We start from the raw sequence: 22,160 nt of genomic DNA, 5'->3' as shown, positions 1-22,160 counted from the left end.
CATAGACTGGCAAACACGAGTGATCGCTCGCGTTATCCAAGAATGCGAGCGACCTCTCGTGTTTGTCAACGCGTACCGAGAAGGGCTGGGGACGGACATGCCCGAGCACCCCGCACCGCGCCGCCGCCAGGCACGCGGCGAACGCCGCATCTCCCAGCTGCTCCAGGCGGCCGCGGACGTCTTCTGCGCCAACGGCTACACGGCCACCAGCACCAACGCCATCGCCCGCGAGGCCCGGGTCTCGCCGGGCACGCTCTACCAGTACTTCCCGAACAAGGAAGCCATCGCCATCGAGCTCGGCGGGCGGCTCATCCACCAGATGCGCGAGGCCCACGGCCAGGTCTTCACCCCCGCCAACATGGCCCTGCCGCTGCCGGAGCTGGTCGACGCGGTGCTCGACCCGATGATCGAGTTCAACTGCTCCAACCCGGCCTTCCTCGCCCTGATGCACGGCTCCGACGTGCCCGGCAGGATCGCCGAGGAGCACGACGAGCTGCACGCCTCGCTGCTCGGCCAGGTCCGCGCGCTCATCGGCGCGCGGGCGGTCCCGGCGCCGTCCGCGGAGGAGCTGGACCGCATCGCGGACATGGCCTTCGCCGTCTTCAAGGGCGGCCTCGCGCTGATCGTCGCCGCCCCCGAGGGACCCACCCGGGGCGCGGCCGTCGCCGAGCTGAAGAAGGTCATGCTCCGCTATCTGGCGCCGGTCTTCGGCGAGCCGGAGGCCGCCGTCACCACGACTCCGACCCGCTGACGGCCTCCTCCGGCATCCGGTCGCGGCCCGCCCGCATCCGCATCGCGAGGAGCGGGAAGACCAGGACGGAGGCCATCCCGGCGCCCACCAGCGCCGCCGCCTCGCCCGGCGACAGGGCCTCGTCGTCCAGGCCGATGGTGGTGATGGCGACGACGAGCGGCAGCGCGGTGGAGCCGTACAGGACCAGCGCGCCGCGGTCCGTCCGGTCGAGGTCGCGCGGGGCCAGGAACCACATCGGCGCGCCGCGCACCACCAGGAAGAGCAGCAGGAAGACCGGCAGGAGCAGCAGCGCCCGGCCGCCGGAGAGCAGCGCGTCCAGGTCGAACTCGATGCCGGTGACGACGAAGAAGACCGGCACCAGGAAGCCGAAGCCGACCCCCTCCACCTTCTCCAGGATCTCCGGCCCGGCCTCGGGCGCCGCCCCGGTGAGCACCAGCCGGGTGATGAGGCCGGCGGCGAAGGCGCCGAGGAGGACGTCGAGGCCGAGCGCGGTCGAGGCGCCGAGCATCAGCGCGAGCAGCAGGAAGACGAAGCGGACCGCGAACTGGCCGCTGGTGTGCAGGGTCCTGGCGATGACGGCGGCGAACCACGGCGGGCGGGGCCGCAGCGCCCAGTGGACGGCGGCCGCGGTGAGCGCGGCGAAGACCGCGAGCAGCACCGTGGACTCGGCGGCGCTGCGCCCGCTGAGCAGCAGGGCCATGGCGATGATCGGCCCGAACTCGCCGACCGCCCCGAAGGCCATGACGACCGAGCCGAAGCGGCCGCGCAGCCCGCCGGAGTCCCTCAGCACGGGCAGCACCGTGCCGAGGGCGGTGCTGGTGAGGGCCACCCCGATGAAGACGCCGGTGGAGTAGCCGCCGCCGAGGAGGATGCCGGCGGTGAGCCCGAGGGCGAGGGCGGCCAGCCACGCCCACACCGAGCGCCTGAGGGTGTCGCCGCGCACCTTGCCGAACTCGATCTCGTACCCGGCCAGGAAGATCAGCATGGTGAGGCCGAGCTCGGAGAGGCCGTCGATCAGCTCGCCGGAGCGGGCCCAGCCGAGGACGTCGGGGCCGACGAGGATGCCGAGGAGGATCTCGAAGACGGCGAGGGGCACGGGGACGCGGCGGCCCGCCCAGTAGGCGAGCAGCGGCGCCAGGACGGCGATCACCATGATCAGGACGAGCGTGGTCCCCGAATGCGACATATCGGGTATCTACCATAAGCTCCGGTCAGATGCCCTGTCGGCGGAGGGACTTGGAGGTCCGCGGATGCACGAGTACCGGCCCACCCCCCAGGCCCCTCCCCCACCCCCTCCACCGGTCCCGCCCCGGGAGCCGGGGCCGCGCCCCGGCCTGTGGAGGCGCTGCCTGTGGGGCGGCCTGGCGCTGTGGGGGCTGACCGCGGTGGTCACCTACGCCACCGCCAACACGACCCTGCTGCCGACCCTGATCCTGCTGGGCAGCTTCCTGGTGCCGGGCGTCTTCGTGCTCTGGGCGTACGAGCGGCACGGCCGCGACCTCGGCCTCCCGGTGATCCTCGGCTGCTTCGTCACCGGCGGCATCCTGGGCGTCCTCGGCGCCTCGGTCATGGAGTACTACCTGCTCCACCCCTCGCTGTGGATGTTCCTCGGGGTGGGACTGATCGAGGAGGCGGTGAAGCTCGCCGCCCTGATGTTCGTCGTCCGGCACCGCCCGTACCTGCGCGGCCGGCGGGCCGGCCTGGTGCTCGGCGGGACGGTCGGCTTCGGCTTCGCCGCCTTCGAGAGCGCGGGCTACGCCTTCAACGCGGCCGTCACCATGGACGGGATCGACCTCCGCTCCCTGCTGGAGACGGAGATCCTCCGCGGACTGCTGGCCCCCTTCGGGCACGGCCTGTGGACGGCGATCGCGGGCGCGGTGCTCTTCTCCTTCCGCCGCCCCGACGGCCGCTTCCGCCTCGCCGGACCGGTGATCGGCACCTACCTGGGGGTGGCGGCGCTGCACGCGCTCTGGGACTCGATGCACGGGATCGCGCTCTGGCTGGTGCTCCGGCTGACCACCACGGACCTCGACCGCTCGCTCTTCGCCCAGGGGTACCTCCCGGAGCCCACGTCCCGGCAGGAGCACCTCTTCACCCTCTTCTCGGTGGGCGGCCTGGTCCTGGTGACACTGGTGGGACTGGCGTGGCTGAGATCGCTGACACGGCGCACCACGGACGAGAGTGGATTTTATACCCCCTAGGGGTATAGGATCGTCTGTTGTAAGGCCCGACCCGGAAGAGGAGAACCCCATGGCCGCCGAGACGCAGACCGAACTCACCACCGTCTACCAGGTCACGGGCATGACCTGCGGCCACTGCGAGGGCGCCGTCTCCGGCGAGATCTCCGCGATCCCCGGCGTCTCCTCGGTCACCGCCGTCGCCAAGACCGGCGAGGTCACCGTGGTCTCCGCCGGTCCCCTCGACCGCGAGGCCGTCGCCGCCGCCGTCGACGAGGCCGGCTACGAGCTGGTCTGAGCACCGCCTCGACGTCAACGATCCGCAGGGCCGTACCGTTACCGGGTACGGCCCTGCTCCCCTTTTCCGGCCCGTTCCCAGGAACCGCACATGACCAGCACCGCTCCCGGCGCGACCGCCCCCTCCGGCGCCGTCGCCGTCACCGAGCTCACCATCGGCGGGATGACCTGCGCCTCCTGCGCGGCCCGCATCGAGAAGAAGCTCAACCGGATGGACGGCGTCACCGCGACCGTCAACTACGCCACCGAGAAGGCGCGCGTCGAGCACGCCCCCGGGGTCGGCGTCGACGCGCTCATCGCCACCGTGGTGAAGACCGGCTACACCGCCGAGGAACCCGCGCCGCCGGAGCCCGACGCCCCCGGGGAGGCGGACGCCGACCCCGAGCTCGACGCGCTGCGCCGGCGGCTGACCGTCTCCGCCGTCCTCTCCGCCCCCGTCGTCCTGCTCGCCATGGTCCCCGCCCTCCAGTTCGACTCCTGGCAGTGGCTCTCCCTCGTCCTCGCCTCCCCCGTCGTCGTCTGGGGCGGCCTCCCCTTCCACCGGGCCGCCTGGACCAACCTGCGGCACGGCGCCGCCACCATGGACACCCTCGTCTCGGTCGGCACCCTCGCCGCCTACGGCTGGTCCCTGTGGGCGCTCTTCCTCGGCGACGCCGGCGCGCCCGGCATGCGCCACGGCTTCGACCTCACCGTCGACCGCTCCGACGCCTCCGGCACGATCTACCTGGAGGTCGCCGCCGGCGTCGTCACCTTCATCCTCCTCGGCCGCTACCTGGAGGCCCGCGCCAAGCGGAAGGCCGGGGCCGCCCTGCGGGCGCTGATGGAGCTCGGCGCCAAGGACGTCGCCGTCCTCCGGGACGGCGCCGAGGTACGGGTGCCGGTCGCCGACCTGCGCACCGGCGAGCTCTTCGTCGTGCGCCCCGGGGAGAAGATCGCCACCGACGGCACCGTCGACGAGGGCTCCTCCGCCGTCGACGCCTCCCTGCTCACCGGCGAGTCCCTGCCCGTGGACGTCACCGCCGGCGACCCCGTCACCGGCGGCTGCGTCAACGTCTCCGGCCGGCTCGTCGTCCGCGCCGGACGGGTCGGCGCCGAGACCCGGCTCGCCCGGATGGCGAAGCTCGTCGAGGAGGCGCAGAGCGGCAAGGCCGAGGTGCAGCGGCTGGCCGACCGGGTCTCCGCCGTCTTCGTCCCCGTCGTCCTGCTGATCGCCCTCGCCACCCTCGGCTTCTGGCTCGGCTCCGGCGCCGGCGCGACCGCCGCCTTCACCGCCGCCGTCGCCGTCCTGATCATCGCCTGCCCCTGCGCCCTCGGCCTCGCCACCCCGACCGCGCTCCTCGTCGGCACCGGGCGGGGCGCCCAGCTCGGCATCCTCATCAAGGGCCCCGAGGTCCTGGAGTCCACCCGGCGCGTCGACACCGTCGTCCTGGACAAGACCGGCACCGTCACCACCGGCCGGATGACCCTCACCGGCGTCCGTCCCGCCGAGGGCACCGACGAGGAGGAGCTGCTGCGGCTCGCCGGGGCCCTGGAGCACTCCTCCGAGCACCCCGTCGCCCGGGCCGTCGCCGCGGGCGCCGCCGAGCGGCTCGGGATCCCCGTCGGCGAGCTGCCGGCCCCCAAGGGCTTCGAGAACGTGCCCGGCCTCGGCGTCCGCGGCTCCGTCGACGGCCGCCTCGTCCTCGCCGGCCGGGCCGCGCTGCTCGCCGCCGAGGACGTGCCCGTGCCCTCCGGGACGGAGCCCGGCACCGTCCTGGTCGCCTGGGACGGGGTCCTCCGCGGCTCCCTCACCGTCGCCGACGCGGTCAAGGACACCAGCGCCGAGGCCGTCGCCCGGCTCCGCGCCCTCGGGCTGCGGCCGGTGCTGCTCACCGGCGACCACCGGACCGTCGCGGAGGCCGTCGCGGCCGAGGTCGGCATCGACGAGGTGATCGCCGGGGTGCTGCCGGAGGAGAAGGCCGGGGTGGTGGCGCGGCTCCGGGCCGAGGGCCGCACGGTCGCCATGGTGGGCGACGGCGTCAACGACGCGGCCGCCCTCGCCACCGCCGACCTGGGGCTCGCGATGGGCACCGGGACGGACGCGGCCATCGAGGCGAGCGACCTCACCCTCGTCCGCGGCGACCTGCGGGTGGCCGCCGACGCGATCCGGCTCTCCCGCCGGACGCTGGCGACGATCAAGTCCAATCTGGCGTGGGCCTTCGGCTACAACGTCGCCGCGCTGCCGCTCGCCGCGGCCGGTCTGCTCAACCCGATGATCGCCGGTCTGGCCATGGCGTTTTCATCCGTTTTCGTGGTGAGCAACAGCCTTCGCCTGCGGCGGTTCCGTTGATTTCACCTACACGTGACGCACAAGTCCTTCACAAAGAGACCTAGATCACAGATATTGGGGGGTAACCATCTGGGCTGTTCGCGAGTCTAAGTGGGCGATGCCAGAACGTCTTGGGGGACGTTCGTCGGGAGGTCTTGGGGGACGTCCCGACAGGCAAGCGCGGCCGGGGCACGTGCAGCGGGGAGCTTGAGCGGCCCTCCCGTACGTACCCCGGCAGACCGCGCACCGGACGCCCGGCCCGGATCCCGTGGGGGGAATCCGCACCGGGGATATGGGAAGCGCCCCGCTCGCCGACCCGTGGGGGGATCGGAGAGCGGGGCGCTTCTGTACGTCCGGGAGGCTTCCCAGCCGGCCTGTGCGGGGCCGGCTCAGCGCTCGTCGACCGGGACGAAGTCGCGGAGGACCTCACCCGTGTAGATCTGGCGCGGGCGGCCGATGCGGGAACCCGGCTCCTTGATCATCTCGTGCCACTGGGCGATCCAGCCGGGCAGCCGGCCGAGCGCGAAGAGCACGGTGAACATCTCGGTCGGGAAGCCCATCGCGCGGTAGATGAGACCCGTGTAGAAGTCCACGTTCGGGTAGAGGTTGCGCGAGACGAAGTAGTCGTCGGAGAGCGCGTGCTCCTCCAGCTTGAGCGCGATGTCCAGCAGCTCGTCGGACTTGCCGAGGGCCGAGAGGACGTCGTGCGCCGCCGCCTTGATGATCTTGGCGCGCGGGTCGAAGGACTTGTACACCCGGTGGCCGAAGCCCATCAGGCGGACGCCGTCCTCCTTGTTCTTCACCTTGCGGATGAAGGAGTCGACGTCGCCGCCGTTGGCCTTGATGCCCTCCAGCATCTCCAGCACCGACTGGTTGGCGCCGCCGTGCAGCGGGCCCCACAGGGCGGAGATGCCGGCCGAGATCGAGGCGAACATGTTCGCCTGCGAGGAGCCGACGAGGCGCACGGTGGAGGTCGAACAGTTCTGCTCGTGGTCCGCGTGCAGGATGAGGAGCTTGTCGAGCGCCGAGACGACGACCGGGTCGAGCTCGTACTCCTGGGCCGGCACGGAGAACGTCATGCGCAGGAAGTTCTCGACGTAGCCGAGGTCGTTGCGCGGGTAGACGAACGGGTGGCCGATCGACTTCTTGTACGCGTACGCCGCGATGGTCGGCAGCTTCGCCAGGAGCCGGATCGTCGACAGGTGGCGCTGCGTCTCGTCGAACGGGTTGTGGCTGTCCTGGTAGAACGTCGACAGCGCGGAGACCACCGAGGACAGCATCGCCATCGGGTGGGCGTCCCGCGGGAAGCCGCGGAAGAAGTTCTTGACGTCCTCGTGGACCAGCGTGTGCTGGGTGATCTCGTTCTGGAAGGTGGCGAGCTCCTCGCCCTTCGGCAGCTCACCGTTGATCAGCAGGTAGGCCACCTCCAGGAAGGTGGACTGCTCGGCCAGCTGCTCGATGGGGTAGCCGCGGTACCGCAGGATGCCCTGCTCGCCATCGAGGTAGGTGATGGCGGATTTGTAGGCGGCGGTGTTGCCGTATCCGCTGTCCAGGGTGACCAGACCGGTCTGGGCCCGCAGCTTCCCGATGTCGAAGCCCTGGTCACCGACGGTGCTCTCGACCACCGGGTAGGTGTATTCACCGTCCGCGTACCGCAGTACTACAGAGTTGTCGCTCACGTCATCCCTCACCGACGTAGTGCCTCTTCTTCGAGGTGCCCTGACTGTCTCTACCATCCCCCACTTGGCTCAGGAGAGTGCACTCGGGGTCGCCATTGGGCCAATCGGCGGCACTCAGTGCCGCCAACCTGCTCATCCTGCCCCCTTCGCCCCGGTTCCGGAAGTCCTCCGTGATCTTTCACACGGGGGCGCCCCCTGTGAGCCGGTGGGCCAGTGCGGTAAAGCGCCGGCCGGCCGAGACCGTGCGGACCGCCTGGGCGATCGCACGGCGCGAGCCGACCAGGACGACCAGCTTCCGCGCCCTGGTCACGGCGGTGTAGAGCAGGTTCCGCTGGAGCATCATCCACGCGCTCATGGTGACCGGGATCACCACGGCCGGATACTCGCTGCCCTGCGAACGGTGGATGGTGACCGCGTACGCGTGGGACAGCTCGTCCAGTTCGTCGAAGCCGTACGGCACCTCCTCGTCCTCGTCCGTCCGCACGGTCAGACGCTGTTCCACCAGGTCCAGCGCCGTCACCACCCCGACCGTACCGTTGAAGACCCCGTTCGCCCCCTTCTCGTAATTGTTCCTGATCTGGGTCACCTTGTCCCCGACCCGGAACACCCGGCCGCCGAAGCGCTTCTCCGGGACGTCCGGACGCGCCGGGGTGATCGCCTGCTGGAGGAGCCCGTTCAGCGCGCCCGCGCCGGCCGGGCCGCGGTGCATGGGGGCCAGGACCTGCACGTCCCGGCGGGGATCGAGGCCGAATCTGGCCGGAATGCGCCGGGCGGCGACCTCCACGGCGACCCGGGCCGCGTCCTCCGTCTCCTCCTCGGCGAAGAGGAAGAAGTCCGGCAGGCCGTCGGTCCGGGGCGGGGTGCCCGCGTTGATCAGGTGCGCGTTGGTGACCACGCCGGACTGCTGGGCCTGGCGGAAGATCCGGGTGAGCCGGACCGCCGGGACCGGGCTCCCGGGCGCCAGCAGGTCGCCCAGGACCTCGCCGGCGCCGACCGAGGGCAGCTGGTCCACATCGCCCACCAGGAGCAGGTGGGCGCCCGGGGCGACCGCCTTGACCAGCTTGTTCGCCAGCAACAGGTCGAGCATCGAGGCCTCGTCGACCACCACCAGGTCGGCGTCGAGCGGCCGGTCCCGGTCGTACGCCGCGTCCCCGCCGGGACGCAGCTCCAGGAGCCGGTGGACGGTGGAGGCCTCGGCGCCGGTCAGCTCGGCCAGCCGCTTCGCGGCACGGCCCGTCGGCGCCGCGAGGACCACCTTGGCCCGCTTGGCCCGCGCCAGCTCCACCACGGACCGGACGGTGAAGGACTTGCCGCAGCCGGGGCCGCCGGTGAGCACCGCGACCTTCTCCGTCAGGGCGAGCCGCACCGCCTGCTCCTGCTCGGGCGCCAGGGTGGCCCCGGTGCGCTCCGCGAGCCACGCCAGCGCCTTGTCCCAGGCCACGTCCCGGAAGGCCGGCATGCGGTCCTCCGGGGTGCGCAGGAGGCGCCGCAGCTGCCCGGCGAGGGAGAGCTCGGCCCGGTGGAAGGGGACCAGGTAGACGGCCGTGACCGGCTCGCCCTCCGGGCCGGGGACGGCCTCCCGCACCACCCCCTCGGGATCCCCGGCCAGCTCGGCGAGGCACTCGATGACGAGCCCGGTGTCCACCTGGAGCAGCTTCACGGCGTCGGCGATCAGCCGCTCCTCCGGGAGGTAGCAGTGCCCCTGGTCGCTCGACTGCGAGAGCGCGTACTGGAGGCCCGCCTTCACCCGGTCGGGGCTGTCGTGCGGGATGCCGACGGCCTGGGCGATCCGGTCCGCGGTGAGGAAGCCGATGCCCCAGACGTCCGCCGCGAGCCGGTAGGGGCGGGTGCGCACGACGGAGATCGAGGCGTCGCCGTACTGCTTGTAGATGCGGACGGCGATGGAAGTGGAGACGCCGACGGTCTGCAGGAAGACCATCACCTCCTTGATCGCCTTCTGCTCCTCCCAGGCCGCGACGATGCTCTTGGTGCGCTTGGGACCGAGGCCGGGGACCTCGATGAGGCGGCCGGGGTCCCGGTCGAGGATGTCGAGGGTCTCCAGGCCGAAGTGGGTGGTGATCCGGTCGGCGAAGACCGGGCCGATGCCCTTGATCAGCCCCGAGCCCAGATAGCGGCGGATGCCCTGGATCGTGGCGGGCAGGACGGTCGTGTAGTTGTCGACCTGGAACTGGCGGCCGTACTGCGGGTGGGAGCCCCAGCGGCCCTCCATCCGCAGGGCCTCCCCCGGCTGGGCGCCGAGCAGCGCGCCGACGACGGTGAGCAGCTCCCCGGCGCCCCGGCCGGTGTCGACCCGGGCGACCGTGTAGCCGCTCTCCTCGTTGGCGTACGTGATCCTCTCCAGCACCCCCTCGACCACGGCGGGACGGTGCGGCTGGCCCTCGTTGGACATGACCCGACCGTAGCGAAGGGCACCGACAGGGCGGGCACCCCGGGGACAACTCCCGCCCCGGGGTGCCGAACCCGCGGAGGAAACGTAGCGTTTCGGACATGACTTCGGACATGACCGAGAGCAGTGACTCCTTCCAGGACGAGGTCCTGGCCGAACTCGGCGAGGACCGCCTGGCGGAGATCGCCACGCTCGCCGGCACCGACGCGGCCGGGGCGCGGGCCCTCGTGGGCGGCTCGGTCGCCGAGCTGTCCGGCGAACTGAGGCGGGCGGCGGCGGAGCCGGCCGGCGCGGACGAGGTGAAGGCCGCCGTCGACGAGGTCGTCTCCGCGGAGCCGCCCCTCCAGGGCGTCGCCGCGTTCGGCGGCCTCGCCGCGGGCGGCCTGATGGCGGGCGTCCTCGCCAGGCTGGCGAAGCCCGCCGCCCACGCGGTCGCCAAGCGCACCGGCCTCCCCCCGGCCACCGCCGACCGCGCGGTCGACCTCCTGGTCCCGGTGGTCCTGGCGGTCCTCACCCGGCGCGCCACCGCCAGGAAGGCCGGCGGGGGCGGCGGGGGCCTGGGCGACCTGCTGGGCGGCGGGAAGAGGTAGCCCGGCCCCGCCGCACACGGGGCCGGGCCGGGAAGACCCCCGCCGCGCACGCGGGGGCCGGGCGGTCGGGCACGGCTCCGGGGAGCCGGAGCCGTGGGCCGGGAACTCGGAGCCGGAGCCGGGGCACGGAGTCGTGGCCGGGGCTCGGAGCCGGAGCCGGGGCACGGAGTCGTGGCCGGGGCTCGGAGCCGGAGCCCGGGCCGTGGCGCCGAGCCGGGGCACGGAGTCGTGGCCGGGGCTCGGAGCCGGGGTGGCCGGTGGACGGGGTCAGACCTTGAGGAAGTCCTCCAGGGTCTCCTCCAGGACCTCGACGCCCTCCCTCGCCCACAGGGCGTCGTTGAAGAGCTCCACCTCCACGGGCCCCGTGTAGCCGACCCGTTCGAGCAGCCCCGCCCACCAGGAGAGGTCGATCGCGCCGGTGCCGAGCCGGCCCCGGCCGTTGAGGACGCCCTCCGGCAGGGGGGTGGTCCAGTCGGCGAGCTGGAAGGAGTGGACCCGCCCGCCGGCGGCCGCGCGCTCCACCGCCGCCGGGGCGTTCTCGTCCCACCAGAGGTGGTACGTGTCGACCGTGACGCCGACCTGCTCGGCCGGGAAGCGCTCCGCGATGTCCAGGGCCTGGTCCAGGGTGGAGATCGCGCAGCGGTCGGAGGCGTACATGGGGTGCAGGGGCTCGATGGCGAGGCGGATCCCGCGCGCGCCCGCGTAGGGCGCGAGCGCGCCGATCGCGTCCGCGATGCGCGCGCGTGCCCCGGGCAGGTCGCGGCTGCCGGCGGGCAGTCCGCCGGAGACCAGGACGAGGGTGCCGGTGCCGATCGCCGCCGCCTCGTCGATCGCCGCCCGGTTGTCCTCCTCCCACCCGTCGGTGGTGAAGAAGCCGCCCCGGCAGAGGGTGGTGACGGTCAGGCCCGCGTCCCGCACCAGCGCGGCGGCGGCCTCCGCGCCGTACTCCCTCACCGGCTCGCGCCACAGGCCGATGCCGGGGATCCCGAGGCGGACGCACTGCTCCACCAGGACGGGAAGCGGGAGCTGCTTCACCGTCATCTGGTTGACGCTGAGGCGGTCGAGGTTCACTGGGGGACTCCGTGGACGGTGAGGAGGGCGCGCATCCGGTCCTCGGCGCGGACCGGGTCCGGGAAGAGGCCGAGGCCGTCGGCGAGCTCGTAGGCGCGGGCCAGGTGGGGCAGGGAGCGGGCGGAGTGGAGTCCGCCGACCATCGTGAAGTGCTCCTGGTGGCCCGCGAGCCAGGCGAGGAGGACCACGCCCGTCTTGTAGTAGCGGGTCGGCGGTTCGAAGAGGTGCCGGGAGAGCGCGACCGTCGGGTCGAGGAGCTTGCGGAAGCCCGCCGTGTCGCCGGTGTCGAGGGTCCTCACCGCCTCCGCCGCCAGCGGGGCGAGCGGGTCGAAGATGCCGAGCAGGGCGTGGCTGAAGCGCCCGCCCGCCGAGGGCTCCTCGCCCGCGATCAGCTCCGGGTAGTGGAAGTCGTCGCCGGTGTAGCAGCGGACGCCCCCGGGGAGGCGGCGGCGGAGCGCGACCTCGCGGCCCGCGTCGAGGAGGGAGATCTTGACGCCGTCGACCTTGTCGGGGTGGGCGGCGATGACCTCCAGGAAGGTCTCGGTGGCCGCGTCGAGGTCGGCGGAGCCCCAGTACCCCTCCAGCGCCGGGTCGAACATCGGGCCGAGCCAGTGGAGGATCACCGGCTCGGCGGCCTGGCGCAGCAGGTGGCCGTAGAGGTCGAGGTAGTCCTCCGGGCCGGCGGCCGCGGCGGCCAGCGCGCGGGAGGCCATGAGGATCGCCTGGGCTCCGGACTCCTCGACGACGGCGAGCTGCTCCTCGTAGGCGGCCCGGATCTCCGGCAGCGTGGCGGGGCCGGTGAGCTGGTCGGTGCCGACGCCGCAGGCGATCGCGCCGCCGGCGGCCCTCGCCTCGGCGGCGGAGCGGCGGATCAGTTCGGCGGCGCCCGCCCAGTCGAGGCCCATGCCGCGCTGGGCGGTGTCCATGGCCTCCGCCACGCCGAGGCCGTGGGACCACAGATGGCGGCGGAAGGCGAGGGTGGCGTCCCAGTCGACGGCGGCGGGGCCGTCGGGGGTGGTGTCGGCGTACGGGTCGGCGACGACGTGCGCGGCGGAGAAGACCGTGCGGGAGGTCAGCGGGCCGGGCGCGGCGGGCGCGAGCGGTTCGGCGCGGGGCCGGTACGCGCGCGTGGCGCCGCCCGGGACGGGGAGGCGGAGGGTCACAGGGTCACCTCGGGGACGTCGAGGCGGCGGCCCTCGGCGGCGGACCGCAGGCCGAGCTCGGCGAGCTGGACGCCGCGGGCGCCGGCGAGGAGGTCCCAGTGGTACGGCTCGTCGAGGACGACGTGGCGGAGGAAGAGCTCCCACTGGGCCTTGAAGCCGTTGTCGAACTCGGCGTTGTCGGGGACCTCCTGCCACTGGTCGCGGAAGGAGTAGGTGGCGGGGATGTCGGGGTTCCAGACCGGCTTGGGGGTGAGCCCGCGGTGCTGGACGCGGCAGGTGCGCAGCCCGGCGACGGCGGAGCCCTCGGTGCCGTCGACCTGGAACTCGACGAGCTCGTCGCGGTGGACGCGGACCGCCCAGGAGGAGTTGATCTGGGCGATGGCGCCGCCCTCCAGGCGGAAGGTGCCGTAGGCGGCGTCGTCGGCGGTCGCCTCGTAGGGCTTGCCGTGCTCGTCCCAGCGGCGCGGCACGTGGGTGGCGATCTCGGCGGAGACCGAGGTGACCCGGCCGAAGAGCTCGTGGAGCACGTACTCCCAGTGCGGGAACATGTCGACGACGATGCCGCCGCCGTCCTCGGAGCGGTAGTTCCAGCTGGGGCGCTGGGCCTCCTGCCAGTCGCCCTCGAAGACCCAGTAGCCGAACTCGCCGCGCACGGAGAGGATCTCGCCGAAGAAGCCGCCGTCGATGAGCCGCTTGAGCTTCAGCAGGCCGGGGAGGAAGAGCTTGTCCTGGACGACGCCGTGCTTGACGCCCTTCTCGGCGGCGAGCCGGGCGAGGTCGAGGGCGCCGGCGAAGTCGGCGGCGGTGGGCTTCTCGGTGTAGAGGTGCTTGCCGGCCTCGATGGCCTTGGTGAGGGCGTCCGCGCGGGCCGAGGTGACCTGGGCGTCGAAGTAGACGTCGATCGAGTCGTCGGCGAGGACGGCGTCGAGGTCGGTGGACCACTCGGTGAGGCCGTGCTTCTCGGCGAGGGCGCGCAGCGCGTGCTCGCGGCGCCCGACGAGGACCGGCTCGGGCCAGAGGACCTCGCCGTTCCCGAGGTCGAGGCCGCCCTGCTCGCGCAGGGCGAGGATCGAGCGGACGAGGTGCTGGCGGTAGCCCATGCGGCCGGTGACGCCGTTCATGGCGATGCGGACGGTCCTGCGTGTCACGGAAGGTTCCTCTCCCCGGCGGGCCTGCGCCCTCGTTCACTGCGTGGAAGCACGGTGGAAGCACGACGGAAGACGCCGTGCAGGGCAGAAAGCGCTTTCGGCGCGACGATAGAAAGCGCTTTCTGCCGTAGATGACGCTAGCCTGCCGACATCACGCCGGACAAGGGCCCGGCGCCCTCGGCCTTGGAGCCGCACCCGCGAAGCCGGAGGTACGCACGCGATGTCGGAGGTACGCACGCGATGACCGTCACCCTGTCGGACGTGGCCGCCCGGGCCCGGGTCTCCCCCGCCACCGTCTCCCGCGTCCTGAACGGCAACTACCCGGTGGCCGCGTCGACGCGGGAGCGGGTCCTCAAGGCCGTCGAGGAGCTGGACTACGTCCTGAACGGCCCCGCGAGCTCGCTCGCCGCCGCCACCTCCGACCTGGTCGGGGTGCTGGTCAACGACATCGCCGACCCCTTCTTCGGAATCATGGCGAGCGCGGCGCAGAGCGCGATCGGCGAGGGCGCGTCGGGCCGGGCGGGCGGCGAGAAGCTGGCCGTCGTCTGCAACACCGGCGGCTCCCCCGAGCGCGAACTCACCTACCTCACGCTGCTCCAGCGCCAGCGCGCCGCCGCCGTGATCCTCATGGGCGGCTCGCTGGAGGACCCGGCGCACCTCGCCGCGACCGCCGCCAAGCTCTCCCGGATGGCCGAGGCGGGGACCCGGGTCGTGCTGTGCGGCCGGCCCCCGGTGCCCGGCGACGCGCACACCGCCGCGCTCGTCTTCGACAACCGCGCCGGGGGCCGCCGGCTCACCCGCCACCTGCTCGGCCTCGGCCACACCCGGATCGGTTACGTCGCGGGGCCCGCCGACCGCACCACCACCCGGCACCGCCTGGAGGGCCACCGGGAGGCCCTCGCGGCGGCGGGCGTCGCCGAGGGGCCGACCGTCCACGGGCTCTACGACCGCGCCTCCGGCCACGCGGCCGTCGCGGAGCTCCTCGCCCGCGACCCGGGGCTCACGGCGATCGTCGCCGCCAACGACACGGTGGCCCTGGGCGTCTGCGCGGCCCTGCGGGAACGGGGCCTGTCGATCCCCGGCGACCTCTCGGTGGCCGGCTTCGACGACCTCCCCTTCTCGGTCGACGCGGTCCCCGCGCTCACGACCGTACGGCTCCCGCTCCACGACTCCGGCGTCCGCGCGGGGCGGCTGGCGATGGGCACGGAGGAGGCCCCGGCCGGCGGCACGGAACCGGTCCCGGGCGAGCTCGTCGTACGGGATTCGACGGCGGCGCCGCGGGGGTGAACCCGGCCGCCGTGGGACTCGCCGGCATGCGGCGGCCCGCACGACGACGGCGGAGGCACGATCGCCGTGAAGACCGACGGGTTCCCGCGCGCCGGGAACTGAGCTATCCGGCGGCGGGGTCCAGGCCCGTCGCCGCGAGGACGGCGCCGACCGTCTCGTCCACCGTCAGGTCCGCGTTGTCGATCCAGACGGCCCGGCCGGAGAGTTCGGCGCGCATGGCCTCGTCGAGGAAGGCCCAGTTGGTGGTGAGGCGCTTGTGGCGGGCGTTGTTGCGCTCCCACGCCTTGTCCGGGCCGGGGGCGAGGATCACCGCGTGGAACGGGACCCCCGTCAGCCCGGCCCGGTAGAAGTCCAGGTGGGAGCGGCGCACCACGACGTCGTCCAGGACCGGCAGGAAGCCGGCGGCGGCGAGACTGCCCGCGAGGAGGCAGGCGTTGCGGGCGCGCAGGAGGATCTGGCGGTCCGCCTCCGGGTCGCCGTCCGGGGTCGGCCAGTGCCCGCCGCTGACGATCAGCTCCTGGAGGTGGTCGACCTCGATGTGCGCGGCCCGCGCGAAGCGGGCGGCGAGGGCGGCCGCCACGGTCGACTTGCCGCTGCCGGGGATGCCGGCGAGGAGCAGGGCGCCGGGCGCGGGGACGAGGGCGTCGACGGTCACGTTCTCGAAGGTCATGCGGGCCTTTCCTCGCCGGCGGAACCCGCGAACGATACGGCGGCGGGCGCCTCGCGCACCACCGGTTTCGGGGCGGCCGCGGCCCGCCGGGGGGTCAGCGACGTCAGCGCCACGCCCCCCACGAGGAGCGCCGCCGCCAGCCAGCGCAGCGGGCTCACCGACTCGCCGAGGAAGAGCGCGGCCGAGGACATGCCGAAGACCGGGACCAGGAGGGAGAACGGGGCGACGGAGGAGGCGGGGTGACGGCGGAGCAGCCACCCCCAGGCGCCGAAGCCGAAGATCGTGGTGACCCAGGCGACGTAGAGGATGACGCCGGCGCCGGTCCAGTCGAGGGCGCGCAGCGCGGCCAGGTCCCGCTCGGGGCCCTCCAGGAGGAGGGAGAGGCCGAGCAGCGGGAGGACGGGCACGGTGCTGACCCAGACCATCCAGTTGAGCGGGTCGGGCGGGGCGGCCCTGCGGGTGAGCACGTTGGAGACGCCCCAGCAGGCGGCGGCCACGACGACCAGGACGAAGCCGGCGACCGGCCCGGAGGCGCCCTCGTCGACGGCGGCGACGCCGATCCCGGCGAGCGCCACCGCCATGCCGAGGACGGCGCGCCGGGCGGGGCGCTCGCCGAGGACGGCGAAGGCGAGGAGGGCGGTGAAGACGGCCTGCACCTGGAGCACGAGGGAGGAGAGCCCGGCGGGGGCGCCGAGGTCCATGCCGGTGAAGAGCAGGCCGAACTTGGCCACGCCCAGGGCGAGTCCGACGGCGACGATCCACTTCCAGGCGACCTTGGGCCGGCCGACGAGGAAGACGGCGGGGAGGGCGGCGGCGAGGAAGCGGAGGGCGGAGAAGAGCAGCGGGGGGAAGTGGTCGAGGCCGATCTCGATGACGACGAAGTTGACCCCCCAGACCGCGGCGACGAGCGCGGCGAGGGCGATGTGTGCGGGGCGCATGGAGTCGAGCATGACCGCCTCCGACCGTGTAGCACCAGCACAGGTCTCTTCATGGTTGGATGAAGCAGCGCTACATCCAGGACGTCCGCCGGAGGTTCCCTTGCTCGATCTCGGCCGGCTGCGCGCCCTGCACGCCGTCTCCGTCCACGGCAGCGTCGGCGCCGCCGCGACGGCCCTCGGCTACACCCCGTCGGCGGTCTCCCAGCAGATCGCCAAGCTGGAGCGGGAGACCCGTACGACCCTGCTCGAACGGAGCGGCCGGGGCGTCCGGCTCACCGACGACGCCCGCCGGCTCGCGGCCACCGCACAGCAGGTGCTCGCGCTGGTGGAGGAGGCGGAGGTGCGGCTGGAGGAGCGGCGCGGACTGCCCGCCGGCCTCCTGTCGATCGGCTGCTTCCCGAGCGCCGCGCGCGGCCTGATGCCCCGGGTGCTCGCGGACCTGGCCGTCCGTCACCCCGGCCTGGACGCCCGGCTCACCGAGGTCGACCCGCACCTGTCGGTCGACCTGGTGGCCCGCGGGGTGCTCGACCTGGCCGTCGCCCACGACTGGGACATCGCCCCGCTGCCGGCGCCGCCCGGGGTGGAGCAGGCGGTGATCGGCGACGACGGCTGCGACATCCTCGTGCACCGGGACCATCCGCTGGCGGCCCGGCGGTCGGTGCGGCGGGAGGAGCTGGCGGACGAGCGGTGGATCTCGCAGCCGCCGGGGACGGTGTGCCACGACTGGCTGGAACGGACCCTGCGGTCCACCGGCGTGGAGCCGCTGATCGTCCATCAGGCGGAGGAGAACCACACGCAGGTCGCGCTGGTCGCGGCCGGTCTCGGCATCGCGCTCGTGCCCCGGCTCGGGCGCGGCGGGCTGCCGCCCGAGGTGGCGCCGCTGCGGCTCGACCCGGCCCCGACGCGCCGGCTGCACGCGCTGTGGCGGACCGGCGCGGCGCGGCGTCCGGCGATCCGGGAGACGGTCCGCACGCTCCAGGAGCTGTGGCCGTCGATCGCGTCGGCGGCCTGAACCGGGGCGGAGCCGCCCCCTCCGGCCCCCTTCCCGGCCACCCCCTCCCGTCCCTCTCTTCCCGGCGATTCGTGCGGGAATCCTTGACCTGGTAGTTACTTTCAGACTATCCGTTCATCTTGGCAGTTTCTTTCACCCACCGCTGCCGCCCCCGCACGGCCGGAAGGAGCACCAGTGCCCCACCCCGCCCCCGCCCGCAGCAACCCCTCCGTCCCCACGCGCCACGACTCCTCCACCCCCACCCGCCGCGACTCCTCCACCCCCACCCGCCGCGACTCCTCCACCCCCACCCGCCGCGACTCCTCCACCCCCACCCGCCGCGCCCTGATCGCCGTCACCGCGGCCGCGGTCGCCGCGGCCGCCACCGGAGCCGTCACCCCCGCCGCCGCCCACGCACCCGGCACCGACGCCCGCACCGAGGAGCGGCTGCGGCGGATCGTCGGGCGGATGTCGCTGGAGGAGAAGGTCGGACAGGTCTTCGTCACGCGGGTGTACGGCCACTCGGCCACCGCCCCCGACCAGGCCGACGTCGACGCCAACCTCCGGGAACTCGGCGTGCGCACCGCCGAGGAGCTGATCGCGCGCTACCACGTCGGCGGGATCATCTACTTCGCCTGGGCCCACAACACCCGCGACCCGCACCAGATCGCCGAACTCTCCAACGGGATCCAGGCCGCCGCGCTCGCCGCCCGCACCCCGGTCCCCGTGCTGATCTCCACCGACCAGGAGCACGGCGCCGTCTGCCGGATCGGCGAGCCCGCCACCCTCCTGCCCGGCGCGATGGCGCTGGGCGCGGGCGGCTCCCCGGCGGACACCCGCAAGGCGGCCCGGATCGCCGGCACCGAACTGGCCGCGCTGGGCATCCGGCAGAACTACGCCCCGGTCGCCGACGTCAACGTCAACCCGGCCAACCCGGTCATCGGGGTCCGCTCCCTCGGCTCCGACCCCCGCGCGGTCTCCGCCCTCGTCACCGCCCAGATCCGCGGCTACCAGGGCGCCGGCGTCGCGGCCACCGCCAAGCACTTCCCCGGCCACGGCGACACCGCCGTCGACAGCCACTACGGCCTGCCGGTCATCACCCACACCCGCGAGCAGTGGAGCGAGCTCGACGCCCCGCCCTTCCGGGCCGCGATCGCCGCCGGCATCGACGCCATCATGACCGCGCACCTCGTCGTCCCGGCGCTCGACCCGTCCGAGGACCCGGCGACGCTCTCGCACCCCATCCTCACCGGCGTCCTGCGCGAAGAGCTCGGCTACGACGGGGTGGTGGTGACCGACGCCCTCGACATGCAGGGCGTCCGCACCAAGTACGGCGACGAGCGGGTGCCGGTGCTCGCCCTCAAGGCGGGCGTGGACCAGCTGCTCAACCCGCCCAGGCTCGACGTGGCGTGGAACGCGGTGCTCGGGGCGGTGCGGGACGGGGAACTGACCGAGGAGCGGCTCGACGCGTCGGTGCTGCGGATCCTGCGGCTGAAGGCCCGGCGGGGCCTGTTCGCCGACCCGTACACGACCCGGGCGGAGGTGGACGCGACCGTCGGCACCGCCCGGCACCTCGCCGAGGCCGACCGGATCGCCGAGCGGACCACCACCCTGCTGGTCAACGAGGACGGCTTCCTGCCGCTGAGTCCGGCCTCGCACGGGAAGGTCCTGGTCGTCGGCGCCGACCCCGCCTCCCCGTCCGGGACGACCGGACCGCCGACCACCACGCTCGCGGGGGCCCTGCGCGAACTGGGCTTCACGGCGACCGCGCTCTCCACCGGGACCACCCCGACGGCGGCCCGGATCGACGAGGCGGTGGCGGCGGCGGCCGGGCAGGACGCCGTCGTGGTCGGCACCTACAACCTGAACGCGACCAGTCCGCAGCGGACGCTGGTGGAGCGGCTGGTGGCGACCGGCGTGCCGGTGGTGACGGTCGCGATCCGCAATCCCTACGACGTCGCCCGGATCTCCGGGCAGCGGGCCACGCTCGCCGCCTACTCCTGGACCGACGTCGAACTCCGGGCCGCCGCGCGGGTGCTGGCCGGGCGGGCGAGGCCGCGCGGGCGGCTGCCGGTGCCGGTCCGAAGCGCCACGGACCCGGCGGTGACGCTCTACCCGGTCGGCTTCGGACTCTCCTACTGACGGGTGGGGTGCGGCCCCGTGCGGGGCCGCACCCCACCGGCGGGGCTTACGGCCGCAGGCCGTGCTCCCTGGTCACGTCCTCGTCCACCGGCCGGTCCAGGCGGGCGTCGAAGCGGGCCAGCGGCTGGGCCGCGGCGACCTCGGGGGCCTCGACGCCGGCCCAGGCGAGGATGCGGGCGGTCGCCTTCTCGCGCTCGGCGTCGACGAGTCCGGCGACGTTGGCGCCGTGGTTGCCGCCGGGCGCGTAGTAGACGTAGCTGTCACGGGCGCCCTTGCCGAGGTGGAACGGTTCGGCACCCCACGGGTCGTTCTCGCCGTAGACGAAGAGCATCCGGTTCGCGTTCTTGCGGACCCAGTCGTCGACGTCCCGCATCGCCTGCGGCCTGAACTTCATGGGGATCTCGCGGGGCACGAAGTTCGAGGCGGGCTGGTAGCCGTAGCGGCTCAGCCCGGCGAGGTGCGGCTGCCTGATCGTCGGCGAGCCGAGCTCGGTGGCCGCCTGGTAGTAGTACGGCGTGTAGTACTCCAGGCCCTGGTCGGTGTAGGCGGCCCAGCCGGCGTAGGCGTCGATCGTCTCGTAGACGGTGTCGTCGCTCGCGGTCCTCGCGTCCGGGATCGTGTCGCAGACGTCCTCGCCGTAGTACTGCCAGAAGCCCCAGACGAAGTCGAGGACGGTCGCCTCCCACGCCTTGTCGAGCGAGCCGACCGTGTTGAAGGTGGCGCCCTCGCCCGCGGCCCAGGTCTTGAACTTCTCCTGGAGCGGGGCGCGGCGCAGCAGCGCCTCGCGCTGCATCGAGTTCAGGCGGTCGCGGCACTCCTCGGTGCCGACGGTGGCGAAGAAGCGGTCGTAGGCCGAGTCCTCCTTGTTCACCACGTCGTTGGGGGCCACGTAGGCGACGACGCCGTCCATGTCGCGCGGGTAGAAGCGCTCGTAGTAGGTGGCGGTCATGCCGCCCTTGGAGCCGCCGGTGGAGAGCCAGTTCTCGCCGTAGACCTTCTTCAGCGCGGTGAAGATGCGGTGCTGGTCGCTGGCGGCCTGCCAGATGTCGAGCTTGGACCAGTCGGCGGGCGCCGGGCGCGACGGCGTGAAGAAGCGGTACTCCATGGAGACCTGGTTGCCGTCGACGATCCGGGTCGGCTCCGCCCGGCTGGGGGTGGTGCTCAGGCCGTAGCCGCTGGTCCGGAAGACGGTGGGGCGGTCGGTGCCCTTGTGGAGGACCGAGATCCGCTGCTGGAACGTGCCGGCCCACGGCCGCTTGTGGTCGATCGGCTGCTCGTAGTTCAGGACGAGGAAGCGGTAGCCGGCGTACGGCTTCTCCTCGATCAGGCTCATCCCGGGGATCGCCAGGAGGCGGTCCTTGATGTCCGAGCTCTGCGCGTCCGCGACGGTGCTGGCGGACTCCGTGTCCGCGGCGTTGGCGGTGGCCATGCCGGTGGAGCCCACGGTGCCTATGAGCACCGAAAGCGACAGCATCAGTCTCAGCGACTTACGCATTCACCCTCCCAAGATTCACAACGGTGCCGTGAACCTAGCGGGGTGAACGTCCGGGCCGCCAGACCCGGTTGAGCCTTACCTCTGTATCAGCACAGGATCCAGCCGGTGGCGGCGGACCGTCCGGAGACGCTCGCGGTGGCCCGGACGCAGCGGTTCAGGGCGTGCACGGTCACCGGACCGGCCTGCCGGCCCGACCGGCCGCTGACGACGGCGGCGCGGCCGCCGCGCGGCTGGAGGGTGACCTTCATGGGCCGCGGGGCACCGGGCCGCTTGGCGAGGACCAGCGCGCAGGCGTAGTGACGGGTCCGGTAGAGGCGCAGCTCGCCGGTGGCGAAGGAGACCGTGCGGGCGGGCCGCCCCTGGCAGACGGAGACCGCTCCGGCCGTGCCCGTGCCCGGCCCCGCCAGGGCCAGCAGCCCGGCCGCGAGGGTGAGGACGACGGCGTACGCCACCGGGTGGACGCGCGCCCGGGCGAGGAGGCCGCGGAGGTACGCGCGCACGGGGGCGGGGGCCGTCCGGACGGGCCCGCGCGTGCGCCCGGCGGACGGTCGGACCGCGAAGCCTCCGGTCATGCCGCTCCTTCCCCGCTCCTTTTCCCGTACAGGCATACGACGTCCGGGACGCCCGTACGGTTGCCCTCGGGGGGCCGGGCGTCCTGCGGGTCAGACCGAGAAGTGGCCCATGACCAGTCCGAGGAAGACCAGCTCGGCGCCGATCAGCGTCCACAGCGCGGCCCGGCGGGCCCGGGTGGGCGGGGCGCCGTCCGGGACGGTGAGCGCCCGGACCCAGGCGCCTCCCGCGACGACGAGGGTGCTCGCGTAGAGCCAGCCGGGGAGCTCGCGGCAGGTCCCCCGCATCACGCACGCCGAGCCGCTCTCGGAGGCGAGGGCGAGGACCAGGGCGAGGAGCGTCGCCGGGAGGAAGAGCAGTCCGGCCCACAGGGCCCGGCGGCGCAGCGCGCGGGCCGCCGGTGGGGCGGGGGCGGCGCCGGGGTGGTCGTTCATGCCTCCGATCCAACCCCGGCCGCCGCGCCCGGTCATGAGCCC

At 73.6% G+C, this 22,160-nt stretch carries 19 protein-coding genes; 8 read left to right on the top strand and 11 right to left on the bottom strand.

Features of this window, described 5'->3' with window-relative positions; all coding sequences use genetic code 11:
* Positions 1–97 precede the first annotated feature (97 nt).
* Positions 98–751, top strand: a complete 654-nt coding sequence (locus IE287_RS04250; RefSeq protein WP_189847508.1) for a TetR/AcrR family transcriptional regulator — start codon at positions 98–100, stop codon at positions 749–751.
* Here the strand turns inward: IE287_RS04250 and IE287_RS04245 are convergent.
* Positions 729–1,937 carry a cation:proton antiporter gene (locus tag IE287_RS04245; RefSeq protein ID WP_189847507.1) on the bottom strand — a complete coding sequence of 403 codons (1,209 nt, stop codon included), beginning with the start codon at positions 1,935–1,937 and terminating at the stop codon, positions 729–731. The two genes, IE287_RS04250 and IE287_RS04245, sit on opposite strands and share 23 nt — an antisense overlap.
* A gap of 64 nt (positions 1,938–2,001) precedes the next feature.
* On the opposite strand from IE287_RS04245, the gene IE287_RS04240 reads away from it, so the two are divergent.
* From IE287_RS04240 to IE287_RS04230, 3 genes are all read left to right on the top strand, one after another.
* Entirely contained in the window at positions 2,002–2,952 is a 951-nt protein-coding gene (locus tag IE287_RS04240; RefSeq protein ID WP_189847506.1) for a PrsW family intramembrane metalloprotease, read from the top strand.
* 49 nt (positions 2,953–3,001) lie between these two features.
* On the top strand, positions 3,002–3,226 hold the full coding sequence (locus IE287_RS04235; protein WP_189847505.1) for a heavy-metal-associated domain-containing protein: 225 nt from the start codon (positions 3,002–3,004) through the stop codon (positions 3,224–3,226).
* A 90-nt stretch (positions 3,227–3,316) separates the two neighbouring features.
* Complete coding sequence (locus IE287_RS04230; protein WP_189847504.1) at positions 3,317–5,554, top strand: heavy metal translocating P-type ATPase; 2,238 nt, start codon at positions 3,317–3,319, stop codon at positions 5,552–5,554.
* Positions 5,555–5,922: 368 nt separating this feature from the next.
* Here the strand turns inward: IE287_RS04230 and IE287_RS04225 are convergent, their stop codons facing one another.
* Positions 5,923–7,212 carry a citrate synthase gene (locus tag IE287_RS04225; RefSeq protein ID WP_189847503.1) on the bottom strand — a complete coding sequence of 430 codons (1,290 nt, stop codon included), beginning with the start codon at positions 7,210–7,212 and terminating at the stop codon, positions 5,923–5,925.
* Positions 7,213–7,390: 178 nt separating this feature from the next.
* Positions 7,391–9,622: an SF1B family DNA helicase RecD2 gene (gene recD2, locus IE287_RS04220; RefSeq protein WP_189847502.1), complete on the bottom strand. Its 2,232-nt coding sequence runs from the start codon at positions 9,620–9,622 to the stop codon at positions 7,391–7,393.
* Between the two features lie 110 nt (positions 9,623–9,732).
* Here recD2 and IE287_RS04215 point away from each other — a divergent pair, with 110 nt between their 5' ends.
* On the top strand, positions 9,733–10,209 hold the full coding sequence (locus IE287_RS04215) for a DUF937 domain-containing protein (protein ID WP_189847501.1): 477 nt from the start codon (positions 9,733–9,735) through the stop codon (positions 10,207–10,209).
* 267 nt (positions 10,210–10,476) lie between these two features.
* Here IE287_RS04215 and IE287_RS04210 read toward each other — a convergent pair whose 3' ends face one another.
* The 3 genes from IE287_RS04210 to IE287_RS04200 are packed head-to-tail and all read right to left on the bottom strand — an operon-like array spanning position 10,477 to position 13,591.
* Positions 10,477–11,250 carry a sugar phosphate isomerase/epimerase family protein gene (locus IE287_RS04210; protein WP_189847755.1) on the bottom strand — a complete coding sequence of 258 codons (774 nt, stop codon included), beginning with the start codon at positions 11,248–11,250 and terminating at the stop codon, positions 10,477–10,479.
* A 26-nt stretch (positions 11,251–11,276) separates the two neighbouring features.
* Positions 11,277–12,443 (bottom strand): dihydrodipicolinate synthase family protein, encoded by a 1,167-nt coding sequence (locus IE287_RS04205; RefSeq protein ID WP_189847500.1) that lies wholly within the window; start codon positions 12,441–12,443, stop codon positions 11,277–11,279.
* The gene (locus IE287_RS04200) at positions 12,440–13,591 is read right to left on the bottom strand and encodes a Gfo/Idh/MocA family protein (protein ID WP_189847499.1); all 1,152 of its coding nucleotides are present in this window, start codon (positions 13,589–13,591) and stop codon (positions 12,440–12,442) included. The genes IE287_RS04205 and IE287_RS04200 overlap by 4 nt, the downstream gene beginning before the upstream one ends.
* 240 nt (positions 13,592–13,831) lie before the next feature.
* On the opposite strand from IE287_RS04200, the gene IE287_RS04195 reads away from it, so the two are divergent.
* On the top strand, positions 13,832–14,878 hold the full coding sequence (locus IE287_RS04195) for a LacI family DNA-binding transcriptional regulator (RefSeq protein WP_189847498.1): 1,047 nt from the start codon (positions 13,832–13,834) through the stop codon (positions 14,876–14,878).
* Between the two features lie 103 nt (positions 14,879–14,981).
* Here the strand turns inward: IE287_RS04195 and IE287_RS04190 are convergent, their stop codons facing one another.
* Together IE287_RS04190 and IE287_RS04185 are read right to left on the bottom strand one after the other, a co-directional pair.
* Complete coding sequence (locus IE287_RS04190) at positions 14,982–15,548, bottom strand: AAA family ATPase (protein ID WP_189847497.1); 567 nt, start codon at positions 15,546–15,548, stop codon at positions 14,982–14,984.
* Entirely contained in the window at positions 15,545–16,486 is a 942-nt protein-coding gene (locus IE287_RS04185; protein WP_189847496.1) for an EamA family transporter, read from the bottom strand. Before IE287_RS04185 ends, IE287_RS04190 begins: the two co-directional genes overlap by 4 nt.
* Positions 16,487–16,586: 100 nt before the next feature.
* Between IE287_RS04185 and IE287_RS04180 the strand changes: the two genes are divergently transcribed.
* Complete coding sequence (locus tag IE287_RS04180; protein ID WP_189847495.1) at positions 16,587–17,498, top strand: LysR family transcriptional regulator; 912 nt, start codon at positions 16,587–16,589, stop codon at positions 17,496–17,498.
* Positions 17,499–17,822: 324 nt separating this feature from the next.
* Positions 17,823–19,619 (top strand): glycoside hydrolase family 3 protein, encoded by a 1,797-nt coding sequence (locus IE287_RS04175; protein WP_229883294.1) that lies wholly within the window; start codon positions 17,823–17,825, stop codon positions 19,617–19,619.
* Positions 19,620–19,665: 46 nt separating this feature from the next.
* Here IE287_RS04175 and IE287_RS04170 read toward each other — a convergent pair whose 3' ends face one another.
* The 3 genes from IE287_RS04170 to IE287_RS04160 all read right to left on the bottom strand — a co-directional run bounded on the left by IE287_RS04170 (position 19,666) and on the right by IE287_RS04160 (position 22,118).
* On the bottom strand, positions 19,666–21,114 hold the full coding sequence (locus IE287_RS04170) for a serine protease (protein WP_189847493.1): 1,449 nt from the start codon (positions 21,112–21,114) through the stop codon (positions 19,666–19,668).
* 86 nt (positions 21,115–21,200) lie between these two features.
* A complete protein-coding gene (locus IE287_RS04165) occupies positions 21,201–21,686 on the bottom strand; it encodes a hypothetical protein (protein WP_373307800.1) in 486 nt (161 codons plus the stop codon).
* A 90-nt stretch (positions 21,687–21,776) separates the two neighbouring features.
* A complete protein-coding gene (locus IE287_RS04160) occupies positions 21,777–22,118 on the bottom strand; it encodes a hypothetical protein (protein WP_189847492.1) in 342 nt (113 codons plus the stop codon).
* Positions 22,119–22,160: the final 42 nt, after the last annotated feature.

The sequence above is a fragment of the Streptomyces omiyaensis genome, assembly GCF_014650895.1.
GTDB classification, from domain to species: Bacteria; Actinomycetota; Actinomycetes; order Streptomycetales; family Streptomycetaceae; genus Streptomyces; species Streptomyces omiyaensis.
Note: the sequence above shows the minus strand (reverse complement) of the source record. Positions and strands in the feature narration are given on the sequence as shown.

Excerpts from the sequence above, each read along its gene's own strand:
- recD2 (WP_189847502.1), bottom strand. The coding sequence starts at position 9,622 with ATGTCCAACGAGGGCCAGCCGCACCGTCCCGCCGTGGTCGAGGGGGTG.
- IE287_RS04250 (WP_189847508.1), top strand. The coding sequence starts at position 98 with ATGCCCGAGCACCCCGCACCGCGCCGCCGCCAGGCACGCGGCGAACGC.
- IE287_RS04165 (WP_373307800.1), bottom strand. The coding sequence starts at position 21,686 with ATGACCGGAGGCTTCGCGGTCCGACCGTCCGCCGGGCGCACGCGCGGG.
- IE287_RS04160 (WP_189847492.1), bottom strand. The coding sequence starts at position 22,118 with ATGAACGACCACCCCGGCGCCGCCCCCGCCCCACCGGCGGCCCGCGCG.
- IE287_RS04215 (WP_189847501.1), top strand. The coding sequence starts at position 9,733 with ATGACCGAGAGCAGTGACTCCTTCCAGGACGAGGTCCTGGCCGAACTC.
- IE287_RS04185 (WP_189847496.1), bottom strand. The coding sequence starts at position 16,486 with ATGCGCCCCGCACACATCGCCCTCGCCGCGCTCGTCGCCGCGGTCTGG.
- IE287_RS04170 (WP_189847493.1), bottom strand. The coding sequence starts at position 21,114 with ATGCGTAAGTCGCTGAGACTGATGCTGTCGCTTTCGGTGCTCATAGGC.
- IE287_RS04190 (WP_189847497.1), bottom strand. The coding sequence starts at position 15,548 with ATGACCTTCGAGAACGTGACCGTCGACGCCCTCGTCCCCGCGCCCGGC.
- IE287_RS04210 (WP_189847755.1), bottom strand. The coding sequence starts at position 11,250 with ATGACGGTGAAGCAGCTCCCGCTTCCCGTCCTGGTGGAGCAGTGCGTC.
- IE287_RS04230 (WP_189847504.1), top strand. The coding sequence starts at position 3,317 with ATGACCAGCACCGCTCCCGGCGCGACCGCCCCCTCCGGCGCCGTCGCC.
- IE287_RS04195 (WP_189847498.1), top strand. The coding sequence starts at position 13,832 with ATGACCGTCACCCTGTCGGACGTGGCCGCCCGGGCCCGGGTCTCCCCC.
- IE287_RS04240 (WP_189847506.1), top strand. The coding sequence starts at position 2,002 with ATGCACGAGTACCGGCCCACCCCCCAGGCCCCTCCCCCACCCCCTCCA.
- IE287_RS04235 (WP_189847505.1), top strand. The coding sequence starts at position 3,002 with ATGGCCGCCGAGACGCAGACCGAACTCACCACCGTCTACCAGGTCACG.
- IE287_RS04245 (WP_189847507.1), bottom strand. The coding sequence starts at position 1,937 with ATGTCGCATTCGGGGACCACGCTCGTCCTGATCATGGTGATCGCCGTC.